Raw genomic sequence first — 20,557 nt, 5'->3', positions numbered from 1 at the left:
CTTCGTGCGGGCTCAAGCAGGGGCGAGCGCAAATGTCTGACGTCGAATGCGTTTCCGTCTCGGGCGTGACCGCTGCTGGCGGTCAGGGCGTCGGTGCGCGATTGCCGCGCAAGGAGGACGATCGCTTCCTGCGCGGGCGCGGCCAGTATGTGGCTGATATCCGCATTGCCGGGCTGAAGGACGTCGCGTTCGTTCGCAGTCCGCTGGCACATGCGCGCATCAAGGCCATTCACGTGCCGGAGCGGTTCTCCGATGTTGTGTTCACGGCGGTGGATCTCACCGGCGTCGAGCCGATCCGTGCCGTGTCGGGGCTGCCGGGATTCAGGATCTCGGAACAGCCGGTGCTTGCGAATGGAAAGGTTCGGCATGTTGGTGAGCTTGTCGCCATGTGCGTGGCGCCGACACGGGCGGAAGCCGAAGATATCGCGGCCTCCGTCAGCCTCGAGCTCGAACCGTTGCCGGCGGTGCACGACATGCGCAAGGCGCGCGACGCCGGAACCGCGCTCGTTCACGAGCATTGGGGCGACAATGTCTTCCTCGAAACCGTGTTCGAGGTCGACATCGCCCCTGCGCTCGACGCCCCCATCAAGGTGACGCGCGAAATATCGACGGCACGGCAATGCATGTCCCCGCTCGAAGGACGCGGCGTGGTCGCCACTTTCGATCACCGCCTCGACCAGCTCACGATCTACACCGGCGCACAGATGCCGCATATCGTGCGCAACGGCCTGTCGGATTGTCTCGGCATCGAGCAAGGACGCATTCGCATCGTTTCACCCGATATCGGTGGCGGATTCGGGCACAAGGGAATCTTGTTGCCCGAGGAAGTATGCCTGGCATGGCTTGCAATGCAAAAGGGCCTTGCCGTCCGCTGGATCGAGGATCGACGCGAGCATTTGACCGCTAGCGCCAACTGCCGCGAACACCACTACAACATCACCGTCTATGCCGACCGCGACGGCATGTTGCGCGGCATCGATTGCGAGGCGATCGTCGATTCCGGAGCCTACTCCTCCTATCCCTTCTCCGCCTGTCTCGAAGCCGCGCAAGTCGCGAGTATCCTGCCGGGGCCTTATCGCATGCCGGCCTATCGCTGCCGGACATATTCGGTCGCAACCAACAAGTGCCCGATCCTGCCCTATCGCGGGGTGGCGCGGACCGGGGTCTGCTTCGCGCTGGAGCTGATGCTCGACGCGGTGGCACGAGAAGCTGGGCTGGAGCCCGCAGAAGTGCGGCTGCGCAATCTGGTCCGGCCCGAGGAAATGCCGTTCGACAATATCACCAGGAAGCACTTCGACAGCGGCGATTATCCGCAAGCCGTCAAGCGCGCCGTCGCGACAATCGACGTCACCTCGTGGCGCAGGCGCCAGCGCCTCGGGGAGGCGGACGGGCGGCTGATCGGCTTGGGTCTTTCGGTCTATTGCGAGCAGGCCGCGCACGGCACCTCCGTCTATGCCGGTTGGGGTATTCCGATGGTGCCGGGCCACGAGCAGGCCACCGCGCGCATGACGCCGGACGGCGGGCTGGAGATCCGGGTCGGCGTGCATTCGCACGGCCAGGGCCTCGAGACCACTCTGGCGCAGGTCGCACACGAAATTCTCGGCATCGACACCGCCAAGGTGCGGGTTATCCATGGCGACACCGCACTGACCCCCTATTCCACCGGCACATGGGGCTCACGCTCGATGGTGATGGCCGGCGGCGCGGTTGGGACGGCCTGCGCCGAAATCGCCGAGCGTGCGAAACGCATCGGCGCCAAGCTCTTGCAGCTTGATCCCGCCTCGGTCTCGTTGCGCGACGGCCGCGTGTGCGGACCGAACAGCAGCATCGCGTTTTCCGAGATCGCGCATACCTGGTACCGGCGGCCGCAAGACCTGCCGCCTGATGTCGATCCGGCGGGCCTGGAATCGACCAGCGGCTACAAGCCGCGGCGCGACAGCGGTACCTTCAGCTATGCCGTGCATGCGGTCGCCGTTGCGGTGGACCCCGATCTCGGTGATGTCGAGCTGCTCGACTATGTCATCGTTGAGGACGGCGGCGTACTGGTCAATCCGATGATCGTCGACGGCCAGATCTTTGGCGGGCTCGCACAGGGCATCGGCACTGCGCTCTACGAGGAAATGCCGTTCGACGGCGCAGGCCAGCCGCTCGCGACAACGCTGGCGGACTATCTGCTCCCCGGGGCGACGGAAGTGCCGGAACCGCGGCTCGATCACATGGAGACCCCCTCGCCCTACACCATGTTCGGCGTCAAGGGCATCGGTGAAGGCGGCGCCATCGCGCCGCCGGCCGCGATCGCCAACGCCGTCAACGACGCGTTGCGGCCGCTCGGCGTCGAGCTTCTGCACTCACCAATCTCACCACGGCGGATCGTGGAAGCCGTTCTTGCGGCGCACGAGGCGGAAAGACCGGCCGCATGAAGGCAGCTCCCTTTGCCTACGAACGTCCCGCCGACCTGAAAGCGGCAATCGCGCTCGTGGCAGAGGCAGGCGAATCGACGAAAATCATGGCGGGTGGCCAGTCGCTCGGCCCGATGCTGAACCTCCGCCTTGTCCAGCCGGAGCTGATCATCGACATCTCGGGGCTTGCCGAGTTGAAACAGGCGGAGCGCCGCGGCGACGAACTCGTGATTGGCGCCTGCGTGACCCACGGCGACATCGAGGACGGGCGCATCCCCGACGTCACGCGCGGCGCCATGCAACGCGTGGCCAGCGCCATCGCCTACCGCGCCGTACGCAACCGCGGCACGATCGGCGGCTCGCTCAGCCATGCCGATCCGGCCGCGGACTGGGTTTCCGCCCTGCCCGCACTCGGTGCCAGCGTAACGCTGCGCAGTTCAAACGGTGTCCGCGACCTTGCAATCGAGGATTTTATCGCCGGCGCGCTCGAATCGGCGCTGCAGGCCGGCGAGATCGTCGAGGCCGTGCGCGTGCCGGTGATGCGCGTGTCAGCCCGCTGGGGCTACGTCAAGGCTTGCCGCAAGCCGGGTGAGTTTGCGCACGCGATTGCCGCTGTGATGATCGACCCGGAGCTGGGTACGGCGCGTGCCGTGATTGGCGCTATCGAGGCCGCCCCGATCGTCCTTGGCGACGCGACGCAGCTGTTCGGCGGTCGCATCACCTGCAATTTCAAGCACCAGTTCGACGCCCACGCCGCTGATGTGCTCTTGACTCAGGCCGGGATGACAAGCCCTGCCGACCGCCACATCCATGTCACGGTGCTGCGCCGGGCGATCGGCGAGGCGGCGGCGTGACGACGATCGACCTCAACGTCAATGCGCGTGCCGTGAAAGCATCCGCCGCGCCGCGCACGCATCTCGCCGACTTCCTGCGCGATCATCTCGACCTCACCGGCACGCATCTCGGCTGCGAGCATGGTGTCTGCGGGGCGTGTACGCTGCTGATCGACGACATGCCGGCACGGTCTTGCATCACCTTTGCGGCCGCCTGCGCCGGCGCGCGCATCACGACCATCGAAGGCCTCGACAAGGATGAGATCGCAACCGAACTTCGCGCTGCGTTCACCCGCGAGCACGCCTTGCAATGTGGCTACTGCACGCCGGGGATGCTGATCTCGGCGCGCGATCTCGTGCTGCGCCTCGAAGCCGCCGACGACCGCGCAATCCGCGTTGGATTGAGCGGCAATCTCTGCCGCTGCACCGGCTACGTCGGGATCGTCCGCGCCGTGCGCTCTGTCATCGAGGACAGGCGCAAGCGCGGCATCCGGCCTGTGTCGGGCGCGGGCCGCGAGCAGCTTGGACCCGTGGGTTCCGGCAACGGCGCAGCCAGTGGAGATTCGCAAACGATCCAACAAGTGGCCCGCGGCGAATTGCCGGAACGCGTGAACCGCGAGATTGCAATTCCGGAGTTCGCGCCTGACAAGGCTTTCGATGAGAGTTTCACCATTGCCGCTCCGATCGGGAAAGTGTTTGCGATGTTCGCCGACATCAAGCAGGTTGCCGCCTGCCTTCCCGGCGTTTCGCTGACCGGCAACCCAGCAGCTGAGCATGTCGAAGGCCAGATTCGCGTTAAGCTCGGTCCGATTTCCGCGACTTTCCGCGGAGCCGCCCGGATCGAGCGTGATCCCGATACAATGTCGGGTCGGATCGTCGGAACGGGAGACGACCAGCGCAGCCGCTCCTCGACCACAGGTGAAATCCGCTACCGCCTCGCGCCGATCGACGCCGGTGTCGCAACCCGCGTCGAACTATCGATCGGCTACAGCCTGCAAGGCATCCTGGCTCAAATCGCGCGCGACGGACTGGTGCGGGACCTCGCAGCGCGCCCGACCGCAGACTTTGCACGCAATCTGGAGCGACAGCTTTCGGGTACGGCCGGGCGCGAGACCGCGCGGCCAATCGACGGCCTTGCGTTCCTGTTTCACCGATTGTGGAAACGGGCAAAGGGGATTAGTCAGCGCACTTGGCATCGCCGACGATGATGCCATCGTAGCGCTTTGTGCCAGAGAACAGGCCGGCTCACAGACCTGCTCCCCTGGCTTGGCGATCGGTTTGCGGCGGCAAGGAGATGTTTCATGACAGAGACGGACCACTCCAACCATGCGCAGGACGACGAGCGTTTTCTCAGACACGCATTCACGATTGCGCGCCGGGCGGTCAGCCACGGCAATCATCCGTTCGCAGCCGTTCTCGTCGATCAGACCGGCAGCGTCCTGCTCGAGGCCGAGAACGGCTTCATGCCGTCGCGCGACGGCACGGCCCATGCTGAGCGACTGCTGGCGACCATGGCATGCACGACGCTGTCAGCGGAAGTGCTGGCGGCTGCGACGCTCTATTCATCCGCCGAGCCCTGCGCGATGTGCGCCGGCGCGATCTATTGGGCGGGCATCGGCCGCGTGGTCTACGGACTGGGCGAACAACGACTGCGCGAGCTGACCGGCAATCACCCCGACAATCCGACGCTCGATCTGCCCTGTCGCAACGTGTTCGACAGCGGTCAACGCAAGACCGAGGTCGTCGGCCCGTTGCTTGAAGACGAGGCCGCGGTCGTGCACGAGGGCATCTGGACCCGATAGTCGCGCAGCGACCCCGTCGGCCGGAAACCCGCCGTGCAGGAACGTGGAAGGTGGCGCCGCGGTGTGTCGCGGCGCCACCGGGATCCACCGATGGAACGGATCAGGTGGATCAGAACTTCACCGAGATGCCGGAGTAGAGCGATTCTTCGGTGCAGGAATTGTTGCTGACGCCAGGCGAGACATTGCAGACGACGCTCTTGGCGTGATCGAGGCCGAACTTGTTCTGCCAGTAGCGATAGGCGACCCAGACGTCCACGAAATGCGAATATTTCGGACCCCAGAGCGCCTTGCTCGCGTCGAAGGTCAGACGGATCGGTTCGGAGTTGAGCTCGACGGCCGTGCTGATGTTGGTGACCGGATTGAACGCCATCGGTTCGTTCTCGGTGCCCTTCTTGCCGTACCAGCCGGCGCGGCCACTGATCGAGAAGTACTGCATGCTCTCGGGCAGGAAGCCGAGATCCATGTAGTAGTTTACTTCGACGGCCCAGGTCGGGTTGAACTTTGTATTGCCGTCGGTGAGGCAGGTCACGCCGGGCACACCCGGGCCGAACAGGCCGCACTGGTCGAACGCGTTGTGATTGGAGAACTCGTAGTACATCAACGGTGACACGTTGATGTAACCCTTGTAGGGAAGGTTGAACTCGAACTGGAGACCGGCGACGACGTCACGCTTGGCGGGCGCCAGGAAATTGTTCTCCGTGTTGGCGTCCATGCCGACTTCGAACGAGATATTGTTCAGCGGCCCCATGCTGAACGCCTTGGTGTTGAAGATCTGATTCCAGCCGAAGGTCGAGCGGAACAGGCCGTAGATCTCGGTCGCGCCGGCGCAGGTTGCCGGAGCTCCCGTGATGGTCACACCGACATTCGAGCACGGTGACGCCGGGTCATTATGATCCGACTTGTACATCGAGATCGTGAAGAAGTTCTGGCCATAGGCCCAGATGTCGAAGTGGGTGAACGAATAAACCTGCTTGGCGGTCTTTCCGTTGATGCTGCCGTCGGGACGTACGGAAAATACGCCCGGATCGGTGCCGGAGAAAATGTAGGAGTAGGTCACGCGATCGTCGATGACCAGAAAAAATGGCAGGTCGGCGGCCGGCTTGGGCGCCTTGACCGGCAGATCAGCGGCGCTCGCGAGATTGGCCGCCGGTATCAATCCCAATGATAGTACGGCGGCCGACAAGGTTCGGCGAATGTTGAACATCGTGAAAAGACCCCCAGAGTGAAGCGCAAGGAATTCATGCTCCCGCAAGAGGGTTGCGCAGCTTCGGGGCGAACGGAAAGCCTGAAGTTTTTCCACGTGCTGACGCGCGTTTGATCAACGGCCTCCGCAAGATCAACCGAGCCCGACCAGTCTTCCATGTGTTGATCGCTGCGAGATTCGGTTTCGATGAAATTCGGAAATTTTCAAATTGTGCCCATCATTGCTCGATTTCCGCGACATTTCCGCGCACTGCGGAGAGCGCTGCTGGAGCGCGAAAAATCCGTCCGGAATACTGCAAATGCGCTCTGCTCAACTTCGCGTCATCGTTGACTACCCCCCATTCGAATTGGATCGACAGTTGCAGTTCCGCAACAACACTCCCCGAAGTGAATGGCGGGTCGAGCGACGGATGTCCCCGCAAATCTACGGAAAAGGCTCAATTGTGCCGAAGGCTTAAGCAAGCAATGGCGCTTTTTCCCTACTTACGCGTGCGTCAAAACTGGCTCACTATTGCTGCCTGCTCTCCTCACGCATGCGATATCCCGGGATGCTAGACACGACATCTGCCGCGCAGCACACAGGTGCCACGCCGCTTCTGCAGACGGTCGGCTTGACCAAGCGCTACGGCACGTTTCCCGCCAACGACAAGATCGATCTCGATATTCGGCCGCAAGAGATCCATGCATTGCTCGGCGAGAACGGCGCCGGAAAGTCGACGCTGGTCAAAACCATCTACGGCCTGATTCAGCCGAGCGAGGGCGAGATTCGCTGGCAGGGCCGGATAATCGTGCTGTCGGGACCGTCGGATGCGCGCGCACACGGCATCGGCATGGTGTTCCAGCATTTCTCGCTGTTCGACAACCTGACGGTCGCCGAGAATGTCGCACTCGGCCTCGACGGCAAGGAGGCCTTCAAGGACATCTCGGCGCGGCTTGAGCAGGTGTCCCGCACCTACGGGCTTCCACTCGATCCGAAGCGGGAGGTCTGGCAGCTCTCGGTCGGAGAGCGGCAGCGTATCGAGATCGTGCGCGCATTGATGCAGAATCCGCAATTCCTGATCCTCGACGAGCCGACCGCCGTGCTGACGCCGCAGGAGGCCGATCAGCTCTTCATTGTGCTGGACCGGCTCAAGGCCGAAGGCCGTGCGATTCTCTACATCAGCCACAAGCTCGAAGAGGTGAAACGGCTCTGTGACACCGCAACGATTCTGCGCGGCGGGCGGAAAGTTGAGACCTGCAATCCCAAGGCCGAGACGGCGGCATCGCTCGCACGCATGATGGTCGGCGGCGAGATCAAGGAGGTGAAGGCGGCGGCGAGCCGGCAGATCACCGTGCCTCGCCTGCTGGTCAATGATCTCAGCCTTCCACCCGACGATCCGCACGGTGTGCGGCTCGAGCACATCTCGTTCGAGCTCCGAGGTGGTGAAATACTAGGCATTGCCGGTGTTGCCGGTAACGGACAGGACGAGTTGTTCGCAGCCCTTTCAGGCGAACGGCTGGCGAAAGACCCCGGCACAATCGTGATCGACGGACACGCGGCGGGACACCTGTCGATCACCAGGCGCCGCAGGCTGGGAGCCGCCTTCATCCCGGAGGAAAGGCTCGGCCACGGCACAGCACCGCGCATGCGGCTCTCGGAAAACGCCCTCCTCACCGGCCATGCCATCGGCAACATGGTGCTTCATGGTTTCGTCAACACCGCCGCAACCTTGAAGACCGTCGACCGCACCACCGAGACCTTCGACGTGCGCAAGGCCAAGCGCGACCCGGAGGCAGCGAGCCTGTCGGGCGGCAACCTGCAGAAATTCATCGTCGGCCGCGAAATCCTCCGCAATCCCCTCGTGCTCGTCGTCAACCAACCGACCTGGGGCGTCGACGCGGGTGCGGCCGCCGTGATCCGGCAGGCCCTGCTCGATCTTGCCGCCGGCGGCGCCGCGGTGCTGGTGACGAGCCAGGACCTCGATGAACTTGCCGAAATCACCGACCGCATCGCCGTGATGTTCCATGGCCGCTTGTCGGTCCCCGTGCCAACCTCCGAAGCCAGCCGCGAGACGCTTGGCCTGCTGATGGGCGGCAGCAGCATTGAAGCACCGGAGACATCTCATGCAACTCGTGCTTGAGAAGCGGGCTGAGCGCTCGACCACGATCGCGCTCATCTCGCCGCTGATCGCAATCGGGCTGACGATCGTCACCTTGTGCATCGTGTTCGCAGTGCTCGGCAAGAATCCGATTTCCGCGCTCGCCGTCTACTTCATCGATCCTCTGACCGACGGCTATTCCCTGCAGGAAATCGCGGTTAAGGCGACGCCGCTGGTCATGATCGCGATCGGCCTGTCGTTGTGCTATCTCGCCAACGCCTGGAATATCGGCGCCGAAGGCCAATTCCTGATCGGCGCGGTTGCCGGGAGCTGGCTTGCGGTGAAGACCCAGGGCACCGATGCCAGCCATTGGGTGTTGCCGGCGATGCTCGTGCTCGGCGCGATCGCGGGCGCGCTCTACGCGCTGATTCCGGCGATCTGCAAGGTGCGGTTCGGCGCCAGCGAGATCCTGACCTCGCTGATGCTGGTCTATGTTGCCGACCTCCTGCTGGACTATCTCGTGCGCGGTCCCTGGCGTGATCCGCAAGGCTTCAACTTCCCGACCACGGCCGAGTTCGATCCGGTGGCAACCGTGCCGACGCTGATCGAAGGCGGCCGGCTGCATCTTGGCTCGATCATCGCACTGTTCGTGGTGGCCGCCGGCGCGGTGCTGCTCGGCAGGACCATCAAGGGCTTCGAGATCCGGGTCGTCGGCGCCGCGCCGCGGGCAGCGCGGTTCGGCGGGTTTAACGCCAACCAGCTGGTGCTGCTGACCTTTGCAATTTCCGGCGCGCTGGCCGGGCTTGCCGGCATCATCGAGGTGGCCGGCCCGGTCGGCCATCTGCAGCCCGGCATTTCGCCAGGTTATGGCTTCACTGCGATCATCGTCGCCTTCCTCGGGCGGCTGAACCCAATTGGAATATTAATTGCAGGATTGTTCCTCGCATTGACCTTTATCGGCGGCGAGCAGGCCCAGATCGCGATGAAAATCCCGTTGGACGTCACCAAGGTGTTCCAGGGCATCCTGCTGTTCTACGTGCTCGCCTGCGATTCTCTGATCCTCTACCGCTTTCGGCTTATTTCCACATCGCCAAAGGTGCAAAGTGGGGCTCATTGAGGCTATCATCCTGTCGGTGCTGGCGGCTTCCACGCCGCTGTTGCTCGCAGCTACCGGCGAGCTCGTGACCGAGCGCTCGGGTGTGCTCAACCTCGGCGTCGAAGGCATGATGATCGTCGGCGCCGCTTGCGGCTTCGGCGGCGCCTGGCTCTCCGGTTCGATCATCGTCGGCGCACTTTGCGGCATGGTTGCCGGAATCCTGATGTCGCTGATCTTTGCGCTGATGGCGCTCGGGCTCGCGGTCAATCAGGTTGCAACCGGCCTCGCGCTGACCATCCTTGGAATCGGGTTATCCGGCCTGATCGGCGCGGGCTTCGTCGGCGAACGCATCACACCTGCACCGCACCTCCACATTCCGGGCCTCAGCGACATTCCGCTGGCTGGGCGCATCCTGTTTGGAGAGGATGGATTTGTCTATCTTTCGATCTCCCTGGTGGTCGGCGTCTGGTGGTTCCTGTATCGGACGCGGGCCGGACTGATCTTGCGCGCTTGCGGCGACAACCACATCTCCGCCCATGCTCTGGGTTATCCGGTATTGCGGATCCGGCTCTATGCGGTGATGTTCGGAGGCGCCTGCGCCGGGCTTGCCGGAGCTTATCTGCCGCTCGCCTATACGCCCTTCTTCATTCCCGGCATGACGGCAGGACGCGGCTGGATCGCACTGGCGCTGACCGTTTTCGCGAGCTGGCGGCCGGCCCGGCTGGTCGTCGGAGCCTACCTGTTTGGCGCCGTCACCATTCTTCAGCTCCACGCGCAAGGCGCCGGCATCGGAATTCCATCGCAGTTCATGTCGTCGCTCCCCTATCTCGCGACCATCATCGTTCTTGTTCTGCTCTCTCGCGCGCGCACCGGCGGCTCGACGGCGCCCGCTGCGCTCGGAACCGTATTCGTGCCGGACCGCTAGCTTGATGTCGGTACGTGCCGCGATGGGGCGCCCACGTTCCGAACTATGGTTTCCCCGTTTGGAGATTGAAATGAAGAGAGCATTATTTGCGGCAGCGGTTCTCCTGGCCGCATGCATCAACAGCGGCGCCTGGGCCGCCGACAAGCTGAAGGTCGGCTTTATCTATCTCGGACCGGTCGGCGACCTCGGCTGGACCTATCAGCACGAACTGGCACGCCAGGCTCTTGTGAAGGAACTTGGCGACAAGATCGAAACGACATTCCTCGAGAACGTGCCGGAAGGACCGGACGCCGAACGCGCGATTGAACAGCTCGTGCGCGCCGGCAACAAGCTGATCTTCACCACCTCGTTCGGCTACATGGACCCGACGCTGAAGGTTGCCAAGAAATATCCCAATGTGCATTTCGAGCATTGCTCGGGATACAAGCGTGACAAGAACATGTCGACCTATTCGGCGCGCTGGTACCAGGGCCGCTACATCCAGGGTCAGATCGCGGCCAAGATGTCGAAGGCCGGCGTCCTCGGCTATATCGGCTCGTTCCCAATTCCGGAGGTCGTGTCAGGCATCAACGCGACGATGCTGGGCGCTCAGACCATCAACCCGAGCATCAAGGTCAAGATCATCTGGGTGAACTCCTGGTTCGATCCAGGCAAGGAAGCCGATGCAGCCAAGGCGCTGCTCGACCAAGGGGCCGATGTGATCATGCAGCACACCGACAGCCCAGCGGCAATGCAGGTCTCCGGCGAACGCGGCAAGCTCGCATTCGGCCAAGACTCCGAAATGGTCAAGTTTGGTCCCAAGGCGCAGCTCACCTCGATCCTCGACACCTGGGCGCCCTACTACATCGAGCGCGTCAAGGCCGAACTCGCCGGCACCTGGAAATCCGAAGACACCTGGGGAGGCCTCGAAAGCAAGATGTTCGAGATGGCTCCCTACACCAACATGCCTGACGACGTGAAGAAGATGGCGGAGGACACCCAGGCCGCCATCACCGCCGGCAAGCTGCATCCATTCAAATGTCCCGTCGTCGCGCAGGACGGCAAGGAAGTCGCATGCAAGGGCGGCGATCATCTTGAGGATACCCAGATCCTCGGCATGAACTTCTACGTCAAGGGGATCGACGGCAAGATTCCCGGCAAGTAGGTCTGACACGCTTCGGCTCGGGCAATACCGCCCGAGCCTGCCGCCTTGTGCACTATCCCGCGCGCATCGCAGCGGCGGCCGCGCTGTGGCGGCGGATCAGGTCCGGGACATCGAGCCCGGGAATGGCTCCGTCGATCACGGCCCATCTGCCGCCGACCATCACACGATCGGCACGGTGCGCGCCGCAGAGCACCAGCGCGGCGAGCGGGTCGCCGGAACCGGAAAAGCGCAACTCGTCAAGCTTGAACAACGCGAGGTCGGCAGCCTTGCCGACCGCGATCTCGCCGAGTTCGGGACGGCCGACACAGGCGGCCGAGCCTCTGGTCGCCCATCGCAGTGCATCCCTGTGGCTGACATTCGTGACGCCATAGCGGGCGCGCTGTAGCAGGAACGCGGCACGGACTTCCTGCATCAGGTTCGACCCGTCGTTCGACGCAGAGCCGTCGACACCGAGCCCGATCGCGACGCCGGCCTTCTCCATCTCGCAGACCGGACAACACCCCGAGGCCAGGATCTGGTTGCTGCAGGCACAATGGCTGACGGTCGTTCCGGCCGCGGCGAGCCGTTTCATCTCTTCCGCCTCGAAGAAGATGCCGTGGGCCAGCCAGGTCCGAGCATTCAACCAGCCGCATTGCTCGAGGTAATCGAGCGGGCGACAGCCATACATCTGCTGGCAAAACCTGTTCTCGTCCTCGGTCTCGGCAAGATGCGTGTGCAGCCGGACGTCGAACTTGCGCGCGAGATCGGCGGTCGAGCGCATCAGCGACGACGTCACCGAGAACGGTGAACACGGCGCCAGGGCGATCTGCACCATCGCATCCTCGCCGCGCTCATGATGTTTCGACACCAGCCGCTCGCTGTCGGCAAGGATCGCATCCTCATCCTGCACCACACTGTCTGGCGGCAATCCGCCGTCGCGCTGCGAGAGGTTCATCGATCCGCGTGTGAGCAGCACGCGGATACCCAGCCGCCTGGCCACCTCGACCTCGATGTCGATCGCCTCTTCGAGGCCCGCCGGAAAGACGTAGTGGTGATCCGTGGTCGTGGTACAACCAGATAGCAGCAACTCGGACATCGCGACGCTGACGCCGAGTTCGAGCGACTGCGGGGTCAGTCGCGCCCATACCGGATACAGCGCCTGCAACCAGGGAAACAGCTCGCGATCCATCGCAGCGGGCAGCACCCGCGTCAGCGTCTGATAGAAATGATGGTGGGTATTGATCAGACCGGGCAGCACGACATGGGCGCTCGCGTCATAGACCGCAACATTCGCCATCGACGGCTCATGCCCTGCGCCCACGCATTCGACGACCTTGCCGCCACGGACCACAACGCCGCGTTCGGCTCCGTTGGCCAGAATCGACAGGGGATCCTTGATCCAGATTGTCTGCATTTGATCCATCATTTTCGTCTCCAGAGCCGGCGAACGCCATTCCTGGCCTGCAAGGACCATCCCAGTCCCGGAGACTTGGCGTTGCTCTTGCAAGACTTCATAGTCAATGATGCATCTGGTTGAAAGCGCTGGCGTATCCATGGACTTGAACACCATCACCGAGGTTGTCCATCCGCTCTCGCGGGCGCAACTGCCCGTTTGGACGGCAGGCGATGCCTGGCTCGCGGGCGGGACCTGGCTGTTCTCGGAGCCCCAGGTGCATCTCACCCGCCTGATCGATCTCGCTGACCTGCATTGGCCGGCTCTTACGATTGGTGACACGCATCTGAGCATTGCGGCGACCTGCACGGTCGCGCAGCTCGATGCCTTGGCCTGCCCGCCGGACTGGATGGCCGCGCCGCTGATCAACCAGTGCTGCCGTGCTTTTCTCGCTTCATTCAAGATCTGGAAGACCGCGACCGTTGGCGGCAACATCTGCATGTCGCTCCCGGCCGGACCGATGATTTCACTGACCTCGGCACTCGATGGCGTGTGCACGATCTGGCCAGCCCGCGGCGGCGAACGAACCATCCCGGTTGCGGAATTCGTGACTGGTGATCATGCAAACGTGCTGGCCCCCGGTGACCTGCTGCGGCAAATCGATATCCCGATCGCTGCCCTGAAGCGGCGTTCGGCGTTCCGCCAGATTTCGTTGACGCCGGTCGGCCGCTCAGCCGCGCTGCTGATCGGCAGCCTCGACAATGACGGCATCTTCACACTGACCGTCACCGCCTCGACCGTCCGGCCGGTGCAATTGTCGTTCCCAGCCATTCCTCCTGCCGACGAACTCCGTGACACGATCCAGCAGCGCATTGCGGATGGCCTCTACCACTCCGACGTCCACGGCAGACGGCTGTGGCGCAAGCACATGACGTTGCGGCTTGCCGAGGAGATCCGCGACGAATTGCAGGCACGCCCATGACGTTCGAGATCAACGGCAAGACGTTCTCAAATCTACCGCGTCCCGGACAATGCCTGCGCACGTTCCTGCGCGAGCTCGGTTATCTCGGCGTCAAGAAGGGCTGCGATGCCGGCGACTGCGGCGCCTGCACGGCGCTGCTCGACGGCGAGCCGGTCCATAGCTGCCTGATCCCGGCATTCCGCGCCGATGGCCATGCGGTGACTACCATCGAGGGTTTTTCCGGCATCGATGATACGCATCCGCTGCAGCGGGCGTTCGTCGATGCGCAAGGGTTTCAGTGCGGCTTCTGCACCGCCGGCATGATCCTGACCTGCGCCTCGCTCAATCAGGCACAAAGACAGGATCTGGACGCTGCGCTGAAGGGCAATATCTGTCGCTGCACCGGTTATCGTTCGATCCAGGACGCACTCGAGGGCAAGACCAACATCGAGGATGCGGCGGTCGGCCCGGCCTTTGGCCGCAGCCTCCCCGACCCGGCAGGTCCGCTCATCGTACGCGGTGCCGCGCCTTACACCTTCGATACAGCGATCGACGGCCTGCTCCACATCAAGCTCTTGCGTTCACCTCACGCCCACGCAAGAATCGTCGCGATCGACAAGACGGACGCAATGAAGGTCGCTGGCGTCCATGCGGTGCTGACGCATGAGGATGCGCCCGGCTGCCTGTTCTCGACTGCGCGGCACGAGCGCGACTGGATGGATCCCGACGACACCAGGGTGCTCGACACGATTGTTCGCTTTGTCGGTCAAAGAGTAGCCGCGGTGGTTGCGGAGAGCGAAGCTGCCGCAGAGGACGCATGCCGCCGCCTCAAGGTCGACTACGAGATCCTTCCCGCTGTATTCGATCCAATCGCGGCGATCGCTGACGGCGCCCCGCCGATTCACGGCGACAAGACGACCATGCACCGCGTCGCCAATGCCGCACGCAACATCGTCGCCGAAACGCACGGCGAATTTGGCGATGTCGCGCAAGGCCTCGCAGACGCGGCCGTCACTTATGAAGGCACCTTCACCACCCAGCGCGTCCAGCATGCGGCGCTGGAGACCCACGGCGGGCTGGCATGGCTTGACGCCTCGGGTGTTCTCAACGTCCGCTCCAGTACACAGGTCCCATTCCTCACCCGCCGCGCGCTCGCCGGTATTTTCAAGCTGCCGCCCGACAAGGTCCGGGTGTTCTGCGAGCGTGTCGGCGGCGGCTTTGGTGGAAAGCAGGAGATGCTCGTCGAGGATATCCTGGCGCTCGCCGCGCTGCGCACCGGCCGGCCGGTCAAGCTCGAGTTCACGCGCGAGGAGCAATTCATCGCCACCTCGACGCGGCACCCGATGCGCGTCACCGTAAAGGCCGGAGCAGACAGTGACGGCAGGCTGACCGCGTTGCAACTCGACGTGCTCTCAAACACCGGTGCCTACGGCAATCATGCTGGTCCGGTGCTGTTCCATTCCGTCAGCGAATGCATCAGCGTTTACAATTGCCCGAACAAGAAGGTCGACGCCGTCGCCTGCTACACCAACACGCTGCCGGCAGGCGCCTTCCGCGGCTATGGACTGCCCCAGACGCTGATCGCCGTCGAGGCCGCGATTGACGAGTTAGCCAAGCAACTCGGCATCTCGCCGTACGATATGCGCCGTCGCAATATGGTAAGGCCAGGCGATCCCATGCTCTCGCCGCCTGGCTCCAAATATCATGACGTGACGTACGGCTCCTATGGTCTCGACCAGTGTCTCGATCTGGTCGAGCGCGCGATGACGGCGGATGCACCCCAGCCCCAACTCTCCACCGACTGGCTGATCGGCGATGGCATCGCACTGACCATGATCGACACCGTGCCACCGGCTGGCCACATCGCGGACTGCGGGATCAGGCTATGCGACGACGGGCGCTTCGAGCTGACCGTCGGCACCGCCGAATTCGGCAACGGCACCAGTACGGTCCATCGTCAGATCGCTGCGACCGCGCTCGCAACGTCGGTCGACCACATCCTCCTGCGACAGTCCGACACCGCGCATGGCGGCCACGACACTGGTGCCTACGGCAGCGCCGGAATCTTCGTCGCCGGCAGTGCAACGCAAGCGGCTGCCGAAAACCTGGCGCGCGATCTGAGGGCGCTGGCCTGCCAGATGACCGGAAGTGATCCGGACGTCTGCGTGCTGGAGGCCGATCACGCCGTTTGCGGCAGGCGACGACTGCCCTACGCCGAGCTTGCGCGATCGGCGCGTGCCGGTGGTCGGATCCTGCAAGCAAGCGGTACGTCGGGCGGAACGCCGCGTTCGGTTGCCTTCAACGTGCAGGGGTTTCGCGTCGCCGTGAACAAGGGCACCGGCGCGCTGAAGATCCTGAAGAGCGTGCAGGCCGCGGACGCAGGCCGCGTCGCCAACCCGATGCAGTGCCGCGGTCAGGTGGAGGGCGGCGTCGCACAATCGCTCGGCGCGGCGCTCTACGAGGAACTGGTGATTGACGAAAGCGGCCACGTGATCAACCCAAGGTTCCGGGATTATCACGTACCGTCCCTCGCAGACGTGCCGCGCACCGAAGTCTATTTCGCCGACACATCAGACAGTGTCGGCCCGATGGGGGCGAAATCGATGAGCGAGAGCCCCTACAACCCCGTCGCCGCCGCGCTCGGCAACGCCATCGCCGACGCGACCGGTATCCGCTTTACTGACGTTCCCTTCAAGCCCGACCGGCTGTTTCCGGCGCTGCTTAGGAAATTTGGCTAGCGTCTCATGCCGCCGGGATCGATCCCGCACCGGCGGGAGCGCGATCGGCCTACCCCCGCCCCACCGTACACTCGATCTGCCCATGGGGCTCGTCGGTCGGCAGGAACACGTCGTTGTTGTTGTCCAGTCCGAAGGCCGAGAGATTGATCGGGATGAAGTGCATGTTGGGGCAGGCCATGCTGATCTCCGATATCTCAGGGATCTCGGCAAGCGCCGCCTCGCCCATGCGGTAAAGACTGTCTTGCACGCTCTTGCTGTAGGTCGTCGAAAACACCCTCAGCAAGGTATCGAGGATCTTTGCATTCGTCGCCGGATAGCTCATGGGCTTTGCGGACCATGCCCACGACGCGACCATGCTGGTCGCACATATGCGATCCGCGGTCTCCGGGATCGTCGTGTAGCGATCCTTGACATAGCTCTCCCAGCCCGACTGGGTCGACTTCATGAATGCGAACCCGTCGACGCCCGAAGCCAGCGTCGACGCGCCGTCCCGCGTCATCGTGACCTCGACCGTCGGACGGCCGTTGCCGTCGAGCACAAAGCTGTGTGGATGCGGCTTGCCGTCGAAACTCAGGCGAGCCCATTTGGTCTCGTGCGAAGTGAGTGCGACGGATGATATCTGCGGATAAGTGTCGAGATATTTCATCGCCAACGCCTGGCAGAACTCCTCGGCACAAAGTCCGGAGTTTTCGCGCGCGACGACATTGACGATGTTCTTGATGGTGTCGGTCGAGACCGTCATCGCATTGTCGGCATCGGTATAGGTGCGGGCGAAGTCACCTTCGACCATCGCCTTGATGTTGAGCTGACTGACCTCCTGCCATTCCCCGTCGCGGTGAATCCGCATCACGCGCACGCGGCCCTTTCCATATCGGTTCTTGATCAGCGGCACGTCAAAGCCTCCAGCTATGGCCCCGGGACTGGCATGGCCCGACGCCCGTCGTGGCCAGTATTGAGCAACGTTTGTGCCATCGGCAAGCTCGCGCCGCCCACCGCCTCATGGATAGGCCAGGTTCGATCACCGGAAGCGGCACTCACGGTAGGGCCTCGCTGCCGGAATCTTCACCACTCCTGCCGCACCTTTCAGCAGTCATCAGCCGCTTGCGACTCCATACCTAGCTTCCGCGATAGGTCGCGTAGCTCCATGGCGTCACGAGGAGCGGTACATGCAAATGGCCTTCGGGTTCGCTGACCGAAAAGCGCAACGGTATCTTGTCCAGGAACGGCGGATTGGACAAGGGCACGCCACGCTTGGCGAAGTAATCGCCGACCTCGAACAGCAACTCGTATTGTCCCGCGGGAACGGGACGTCCACCGATCAAGGGGTGATCGGTGCGTCCGTCGGCGTTCGTCGCGGTACGCGTCACCGTGCGGCTCGCGCCGAGTTCAGCGAGTTCGATCAGTTCGACCGTAACCCCCGCCGCGGGCTTGCCGCTGTGAGTATCCAGCACATGGGTCGAAAGACGCCCATGCACGGCAAGCCTGTCGTCAGCCGTCACCGTCTGGTCGAGCCTCAGCGCGGCGATGCGGCAGATCTCTTCCACGGAGGTTTGCATCTCGACGGCGGCGTCGTTCGGCAGTCGGCGCGCGAAGTCACGCAGGATGGAATCCTTGGTGTGGCGGCGCACGCAGACGATGTAGGGGAAGCCGAACTTGGCGCGATAGGCACTATTGACGCGTTGAAACGCATCGTACTCCGCCTCGGACAGCCGATCGAGCCCCACGCTGTTTTGCTCGGCATCGGACTCGATGGTGAGGCCCGCCGCACGCTGCGTCTTGTCCGCGAGATCGGGATGCGCCTTGATCAGTGCCAATCGTAGTTCAGCCGGCGCCCGCTCGACGGCGGCTTTCATCGCCATGAACAATTGAGTGATGCCGGCATACGGCCGCTTCATCGAAACTTGCTCCGCAACCCAGGGCGAATGTTCGAAGACGTTGGCGAGAGCCGCGACAAAATCATCTCGGCTGGCGTTGTTGAGATCGGGCAATGTCGTCATGGGTGGTCCGATTGTCCATTCGATGGATGACACTTCGACCTGGAGTGCGCCGGACTGTCGTTCAAGGTGATACGCGCCGCTGTAGCGTGCCGGTCCCCCTGCTACCGCCGATCGTAGGACCAGCCGAACAATCCAGTCCGCTGCGTTTCCGGCTCGGGCGGCGGCGCCGCTTGCTTGGCCTCGGCCGCCGGCGCGGCGGGCGGTGGCGGCGGCAAATCCTCGCATTTCATCGAGTAGACCAGGTCGCCTCTCGCGGTGCGGCCAATCGGAGCGCAAACGTCCGCCGGTACGGCCGCGGCTTTTGGGAGGGTCTTGGGCGTCGGCCGCGTCTCTGCCGATGCCGGCGAAACCGCCAACAGCATGACCAGAAGGATTTTCGTTCGCATCGGCTGCCTTCTTGGATGGTACGTCCGAGGATTGTTACTGAATGGTGTCGACCGACGATAAACCCTGCCAAAAATTTAGTCGCGCCCAATTATTTTGCGCACCGCTTCGTGATCGTACCCGCCCTGAGGAACGCCCTTGCAAGCACTATTTGCTCAGGAACGAGCCGCCTACCACCGGCTAAAAAAGCGCAAGGGAGATGTCCCAATGAGGAAGAACGTTTACGCTTTCGCGGCAGGTCTACTGCTTGCATTGACGCTGCAGAGCGCTGCAGCCACAGAGCGTCACCGCAAGCCCCAGGCTGCACCGACACATCAATCGCAGGCACGTCCCGCCGACGCCTATGCGGCATGGCGGCTTTCCAGGATGAGCAGTCCCGCTCCGTCCTACTATACCGGCGGGTATTCGGCGCCGGCCGGACACTAGGCTGGTCCCTGGCTTCGTTCGTCCTGAGGACTTGACTCAGGAATATCGAAAACAACCCCATGCACAGTAGCCGACGACGGTCAGGCTGAACGTTACGCATTTTCCGAAACCGCTTGACACGTCGGGCAAATCAGCAGCAGGATTCCATGGTCGGGAAATCGGCTGCCCAACCAACCTGCACGCCACCCTTCCCGGCGTAATTCCGGGTCACATTGGAAAACTCGCCCTCGAAGTTGGCAAACAACGCCGCGTTGCGCGTCAGTGCGAGCTGCGCGCCGGCACCTGATCCGCGCGGCGTCGCTCGCCGGCCGAGCGCCATCGACAATGAAGCTTGCGCCGGGTAACGACACCACCGCTGCCGCCAGATTCTCGCGGCCGAGCTGACGCGCGAGGGGGGCCGGCTCATGATTGCCGGATGTCACCAGGACGGGCCGCGACAGGTGAACATGCGGCTCTGGGATTGGCTGTGATCAACGCGCATGAGCGCGATCCGCAAATCTGCGTCCAAGGCATTCGAGACGCGGTGGATGCCGTCGCCTCAGGCTGGCTCGATGCCACGCGCGCTCATTCTGACGGAGCGAAGTGGACGCCGGTTCGCGAGAAGAAAACGCGAAAATGCTCCAGGAAGTTGGCTATTGACTGTTTTTCGCGCCTATTTGATGCTGGGCACGCGATAACAAGGTTGGACGAATTGCGCGATAGAAAATGGGATGAGCGGTTCATGCTCCTGGCGCATCATTTGGCGCATTGGAGTATTGAAAAGGGACGCCGTGTAGGCGCCGTCGTGGTCGGACCCGATAGTGAGATACGCTCGACCGGATATAACGGCTTGCCACGCGGGGTCAACGATGCGGTAGAAGAGCGACACTCCCGCATAACCGGCGCAAAGTACATCTGGAGCTGCCACGCCGAGCAGAATGCTATTTTCAGTGCTGCACGCGTTGGGATAGCGCTCAAGGGCTGCACGATCTACGTTCCCTGGTTCCCCTGCGTGGAATGCACGAAGGCGATTATTCAATCGGGCATATCGGAGGTCGTTGGTTATGAACCCGACCAGCCCAACTCCAATTGGGCTCAGGATTTTGCGATTGCCGGCACGATGCTGAAGGAAGCAAACGTCGTGGTCCGATTCATACCGAGGCTCGCAGAGCTGCCGGATGTATCCGAAGAAGACGATTGATCACTCAGCCTTCCGATAT

At 63.0% G+C, this 20,557-nt stretch carries 17 protein-coding genes and 1 pseudogene; 12 read left to right on the top strand and 6 right to left on the bottom strand.

Features of this window, described 5'->3' with window-relative positions:
- The first annotated feature begins 32 nt into the window (after nucleotides 1–32).
- From ABIB78_RS25540 to ABIB78_RS25525, 4 genes are all read left to right on the top strand, one after another.
- Nucleotides 33–2,420 (top strand): xanthine dehydrogenase family protein molybdopterin-binding subunit, encoded by a 2,388-nt coding sequence (locus tag ABIB78_RS25540; RefSeq protein WP_429029345.1) that lies wholly within the window; start codon nucleotides 33–35, stop codon nucleotides 2,418–2,420.
- The gene (locus tag ABIB78_RS25535; RefSeq protein WP_429029344.1) at nucleotides 2,417–3,253 is read left to right on the top strand and encodes an FAD binding domain-containing protein; all 837 of its coding nucleotides are present in this window, start codon (nucleotides 2,417–2,419) and stop codon (nucleotides 3,251–3,253) included. Before ABIB78_RS25540 ends, ABIB78_RS25535 begins: the two co-directional genes overlap by 4 nt.
- The gene (locus ABIB78_RS25530) at nucleotides 3,250–4,440 is read left to right on the top strand and encodes a xanthine dehydrogenase family Fe-S subunit (protein ID WP_429029343.1); all 1,191 of its coding nucleotides are present in this window, start codon (nucleotides 3,250–3,252) and stop codon (nucleotides 4,438–4,440) included. Before ABIB78_RS25535 ends, ABIB78_RS25530 begins: the two co-directional genes overlap by 4 nt.
- Nucleotides 4,441–4,533: 93 nt before the next feature.
- Complete coding sequence (locus ABIB78_RS25525; RefSeq protein WP_429029342.1) at nucleotides 4,534–5,034, top strand: nucleoside deaminase; 501 nt, start codon at nucleotides 4,534–4,536, stop codon at nucleotides 5,032–5,034.
- A gap of 109 nt (nucleotides 5,035–5,143) precedes the next feature.
- Here the strand turns inward: ABIB78_RS25525 and ABIB78_RS25520 are convergent, their stop codons facing one another.
- The gene (locus ABIB78_RS25520) at nucleotides 5,144–6,238 is read right to left on the bottom strand and encodes a hypothetical protein (protein ID WP_429029341.1); all 1,095 of its coding nucleotides are present in this window, start codon (nucleotides 6,236–6,238) and stop codon (nucleotides 5,144–5,146) included.
- A gap of 547 nt (nucleotides 6,239–6,785) precedes the next feature.
- Between ABIB78_RS25520 and ABIB78_RS25515 the strand changes: the two genes are divergently transcribed.
- From ABIB78_RS25515 to ABIB78_RS25500, 4 genes are all read left to right on the top strand, one after another.
- The gene (locus ABIB78_RS25515) at nucleotides 6,786–8,357 is read left to right on the top strand and encodes an ABC transporter ATP-binding protein (RefSeq protein WP_429029340.1); all 1,572 of its coding nucleotides are present in this window, start codon (nucleotides 6,786–6,788) and stop codon (nucleotides 8,355–8,357) included.
- On the top strand, nucleotides 8,341–9,432 hold the full coding sequence (locus ABIB78_RS25510) for an ABC transporter permease (protein WP_429029339.1): 1,092 nt from the start codon (nucleotides 8,341–8,343) through the stop codon (nucleotides 9,430–9,432). Before ABIB78_RS25515 ends, ABIB78_RS25510 begins: the two co-directional genes overlap by 17 nt.
- Nucleotides 9,419–10,336, top strand: a complete 918-nt coding sequence (locus ABIB78_RS25505; RefSeq protein WP_429029338.1) for an ABC transporter permease — start codon at nucleotides 9,419–9,421, stop codon at nucleotides 10,334–10,336. The genes ABIB78_RS25510 and ABIB78_RS25505 overlap by 14 nt, the downstream gene beginning before the upstream one ends.
- Before the next feature lie 70 nt (nucleotides 10,337–10,406).
- On the top strand, nucleotides 10,407–11,480 hold the full coding sequence (locus tag ABIB78_RS25500) for a BMP family ABC transporter substrate-binding protein (RefSeq protein WP_429029337.1): 1,074 nt from the start codon (nucleotides 10,407–10,409) through the stop codon (nucleotides 11,478–11,480).
- Between the two features lie 52 nt (nucleotides 11,481–11,532).
- Here the strand turns inward: ABIB78_RS25500 and ABIB78_RS25495 are convergent, their stop codons facing one another.
- Nucleotides 11,533–12,882, bottom strand: a complete 1,350-nt coding sequence (locus ABIB78_RS25495; protein ID WP_429029395.1) for an 8-oxoguanine deaminase — start codon at nucleotides 12,880–12,882, stop codon at nucleotides 11,533–11,535.
- Nucleotides 12,883–13,012: 130 nt separating this feature from the next.
- Here ABIB78_RS25495 and ABIB78_RS25490 point away from each other — a divergent pair, with 130 nt between their 5' ends.
- Together ABIB78_RS25490 and ABIB78_RS25485 are read left to right on the top strand one after the other, a co-directional pair.
- Nucleotides 13,013–13,834, top strand: a complete 822-nt coding sequence (locus ABIB78_RS25490; RefSeq protein ID WP_429029336.1) for an FAD binding domain-containing protein — start codon at nucleotides 13,013–13,015, stop codon at nucleotides 13,832–13,834.
- Complete coding sequence (locus ABIB78_RS25485) at nucleotides 13,831–16,551, top strand: molybdopterin-dependent oxidoreductase (RefSeq protein WP_429029335.1); 2,721 nt, start codon at nucleotides 13,831–13,833, stop codon at nucleotides 16,549–16,551. The genes ABIB78_RS25490 and ABIB78_RS25485 overlap by 4 nt, the downstream gene beginning before the upstream one ends.
- Before the next feature lie 49 nt (nucleotides 16,552–16,600).
- On the opposite strand, the gene pucL is transcribed toward ABIB78_RS25485, so the two are convergent.
- From pucL to ABIB78_RS25465, 4 genes are all read right to left on the bottom strand, one after another.
- Nucleotides 16,601–17,443, bottom strand: a complete 843-nt coding sequence (gene pucL, locus ABIB78_RS25480) for a factor-independent urate hydroxylase (RefSeq protein ID WP_429029334.1) — start codon at nucleotides 17,441–17,443, stop codon at nucleotides 16,601–16,603.
- Nucleotides 17,444–17,666: 223 nt separating this feature from the next.
- Entirely contained in the window at nucleotides 17,667–18,548 is an 882-nt protein-coding gene (gene uraD, locus ABIB78_RS25475) for a 2-oxo-4-hydroxy-4-carboxy-5-ureidoimidazoline decarboxylase (RefSeq protein WP_429029394.1), read from the bottom strand.
- Nucleotides 18,549–18,649: 101 nt separating this feature from the next.
- Nucleotides 18,650–18,934 carry a hypothetical protein gene (locus ABIB78_RS25470; RefSeq protein ID WP_429029333.1) on the bottom strand — a complete coding sequence of 95 codons (285 nt, stop codon included), beginning with the start codon at nucleotides 18,932–18,934 and terminating at the stop codon, nucleotides 18,650–18,652.
- Between the two features lie 554 nt (nucleotides 18,935–19,488).
- Nucleotides 19,489–19,677 carry a hypothetical protein gene (locus tag ABIB78_RS25465; protein ID WP_429029332.1) on the bottom strand — a complete coding sequence of 63 codons (189 nt, stop codon included), beginning with the start codon at nucleotides 19,675–19,677 and terminating at the stop codon, nucleotides 19,489–19,491.
- Between the two features lie 49 nt (nucleotides 19,678–19,726).
- Here ABIB78_RS25465 and ABIB78_RS25460 point away from each other — a divergent pair.
- Together ABIB78_RS25460 and ABIB78_RS25455 are read left to right on the top strand one after the other, a co-directional pair.
- Nucleotides 19,727–19,911, top strand: a pseudogene (locus ABIB78_RS25460) (L-iditol 2-dehydrogenase); the annotation flags it as partial.
- 75 nt (nucleotides 19,912–19,986) lie between these two features.
- Nucleotides 19,987–20,538, top strand: coding sequence for a deoxycytidylate deaminase (locus ABIB78_RS25455; RefSeq protein WP_429029393.1), 552 nt, complete (start codon nucleotides 19,987–19,989; stop codon nucleotides 20,536–20,538).
- Nucleotides 20,539–20,557 lie beyond the last annotated feature (19 nt).

This window comes from Bradyrhizobium sp. I1.14.4 (genome assembly GCF_050435825.1).
Lineage (GTDB): Bacteria > Pseudomonadota > Alphaproteobacteria > Rhizobiales > Xanthobacteraceae > Bradyrhizobium.
The sequence above is the reverse complement of the archived record's forward strand: the minus strand, read 5'-3'. Positions and strand labels throughout refer to the sequence as shown.

Coding starts and splice junctions, on each gene's coding strand:
- ABIB78_RS25525 (WP_429029342.1), top strand. CDS start 4,534: ATGACAGAGACGGACCACTCCAACCATGCGCAGGACGACGAGCGTTTT.
- ABIB78_RS25520 (WP_429029341.1), bottom strand. CDS start 6,238: ATGTTCAACATTCGCCGAACCTTGTCGGCCGCCGTACTATCATTGGGA.
- ABIB78_RS25510 (WP_429029339.1), top strand. CDS start 8,341: ATGCAACTCGTGCTTGAGAAGCGGGCTGAGCGCTCGACCACGATCGCG.
- uraD (WP_429029394.1), bottom strand. CDS start 18,548: ATGACGACATTGCCCGATCTCAACAACGCCAGCCGAGATGATTTTGTC.
- ABIB78_RS25490 (WP_429029336.1), top strand. CDS start 13,013: ATGGACTTGAACACCATCACCGAGGTTGTCCATCCGCTCTCGCGGGCG.
- ABIB78_RS25470 (WP_429029333.1), bottom strand. CDS start 18,934: ATGCGAACGAAAATCCTTCTGGTCATGCTGTTGGCGGTTTCGCCGGCA.
- ABIB78_RS25495 (WP_429029395.1), bottom strand. CDS start 12,882: ATGGATCAAATGCAGACAATCTGGATCAAGGATCCCCTGTCGATTCTG.
- ABIB78_RS25540 (WP_429029345.1), top strand. CDS start 33: ATGTCTGACGTCGAATGCGTTTCCGTCTCGGGCGTGACCGCTGCTGGC.
- ABIB78_RS25515 (WP_429029340.1), top strand. CDS start 6,786: ATGCTAGACACGACATCTGCCGCGCAGCACACAGGTGCCACGCCGCTT.
- ABIB78_RS25485 (WP_429029335.1), top strand. CDS start 13,831: ATGACGTTCGAGATCAACGGCAAGACGTTCTCAAATCTACCGCGTCCC.
- ABIB78_RS25465 (WP_429029332.1), bottom strand. CDS start 19,677: ATGGCGCTCGGCCGGCGAGCGACGCCGCGCGGATCAGGTGCCGGCGCG.
- ABIB78_RS25500 (WP_429029337.1), top strand. CDS start 10,407: ATGAAGAGAGCATTATTTGCGGCAGCGGTTCTCCTGGCCGCATGCATC.
- ABIB78_RS25535 (WP_429029344.1), top strand. CDS start 2,417: ATGAAGGCAGCTCCCTTTGCCTACGAACGTCCCGCCGACCTGAAAGCG.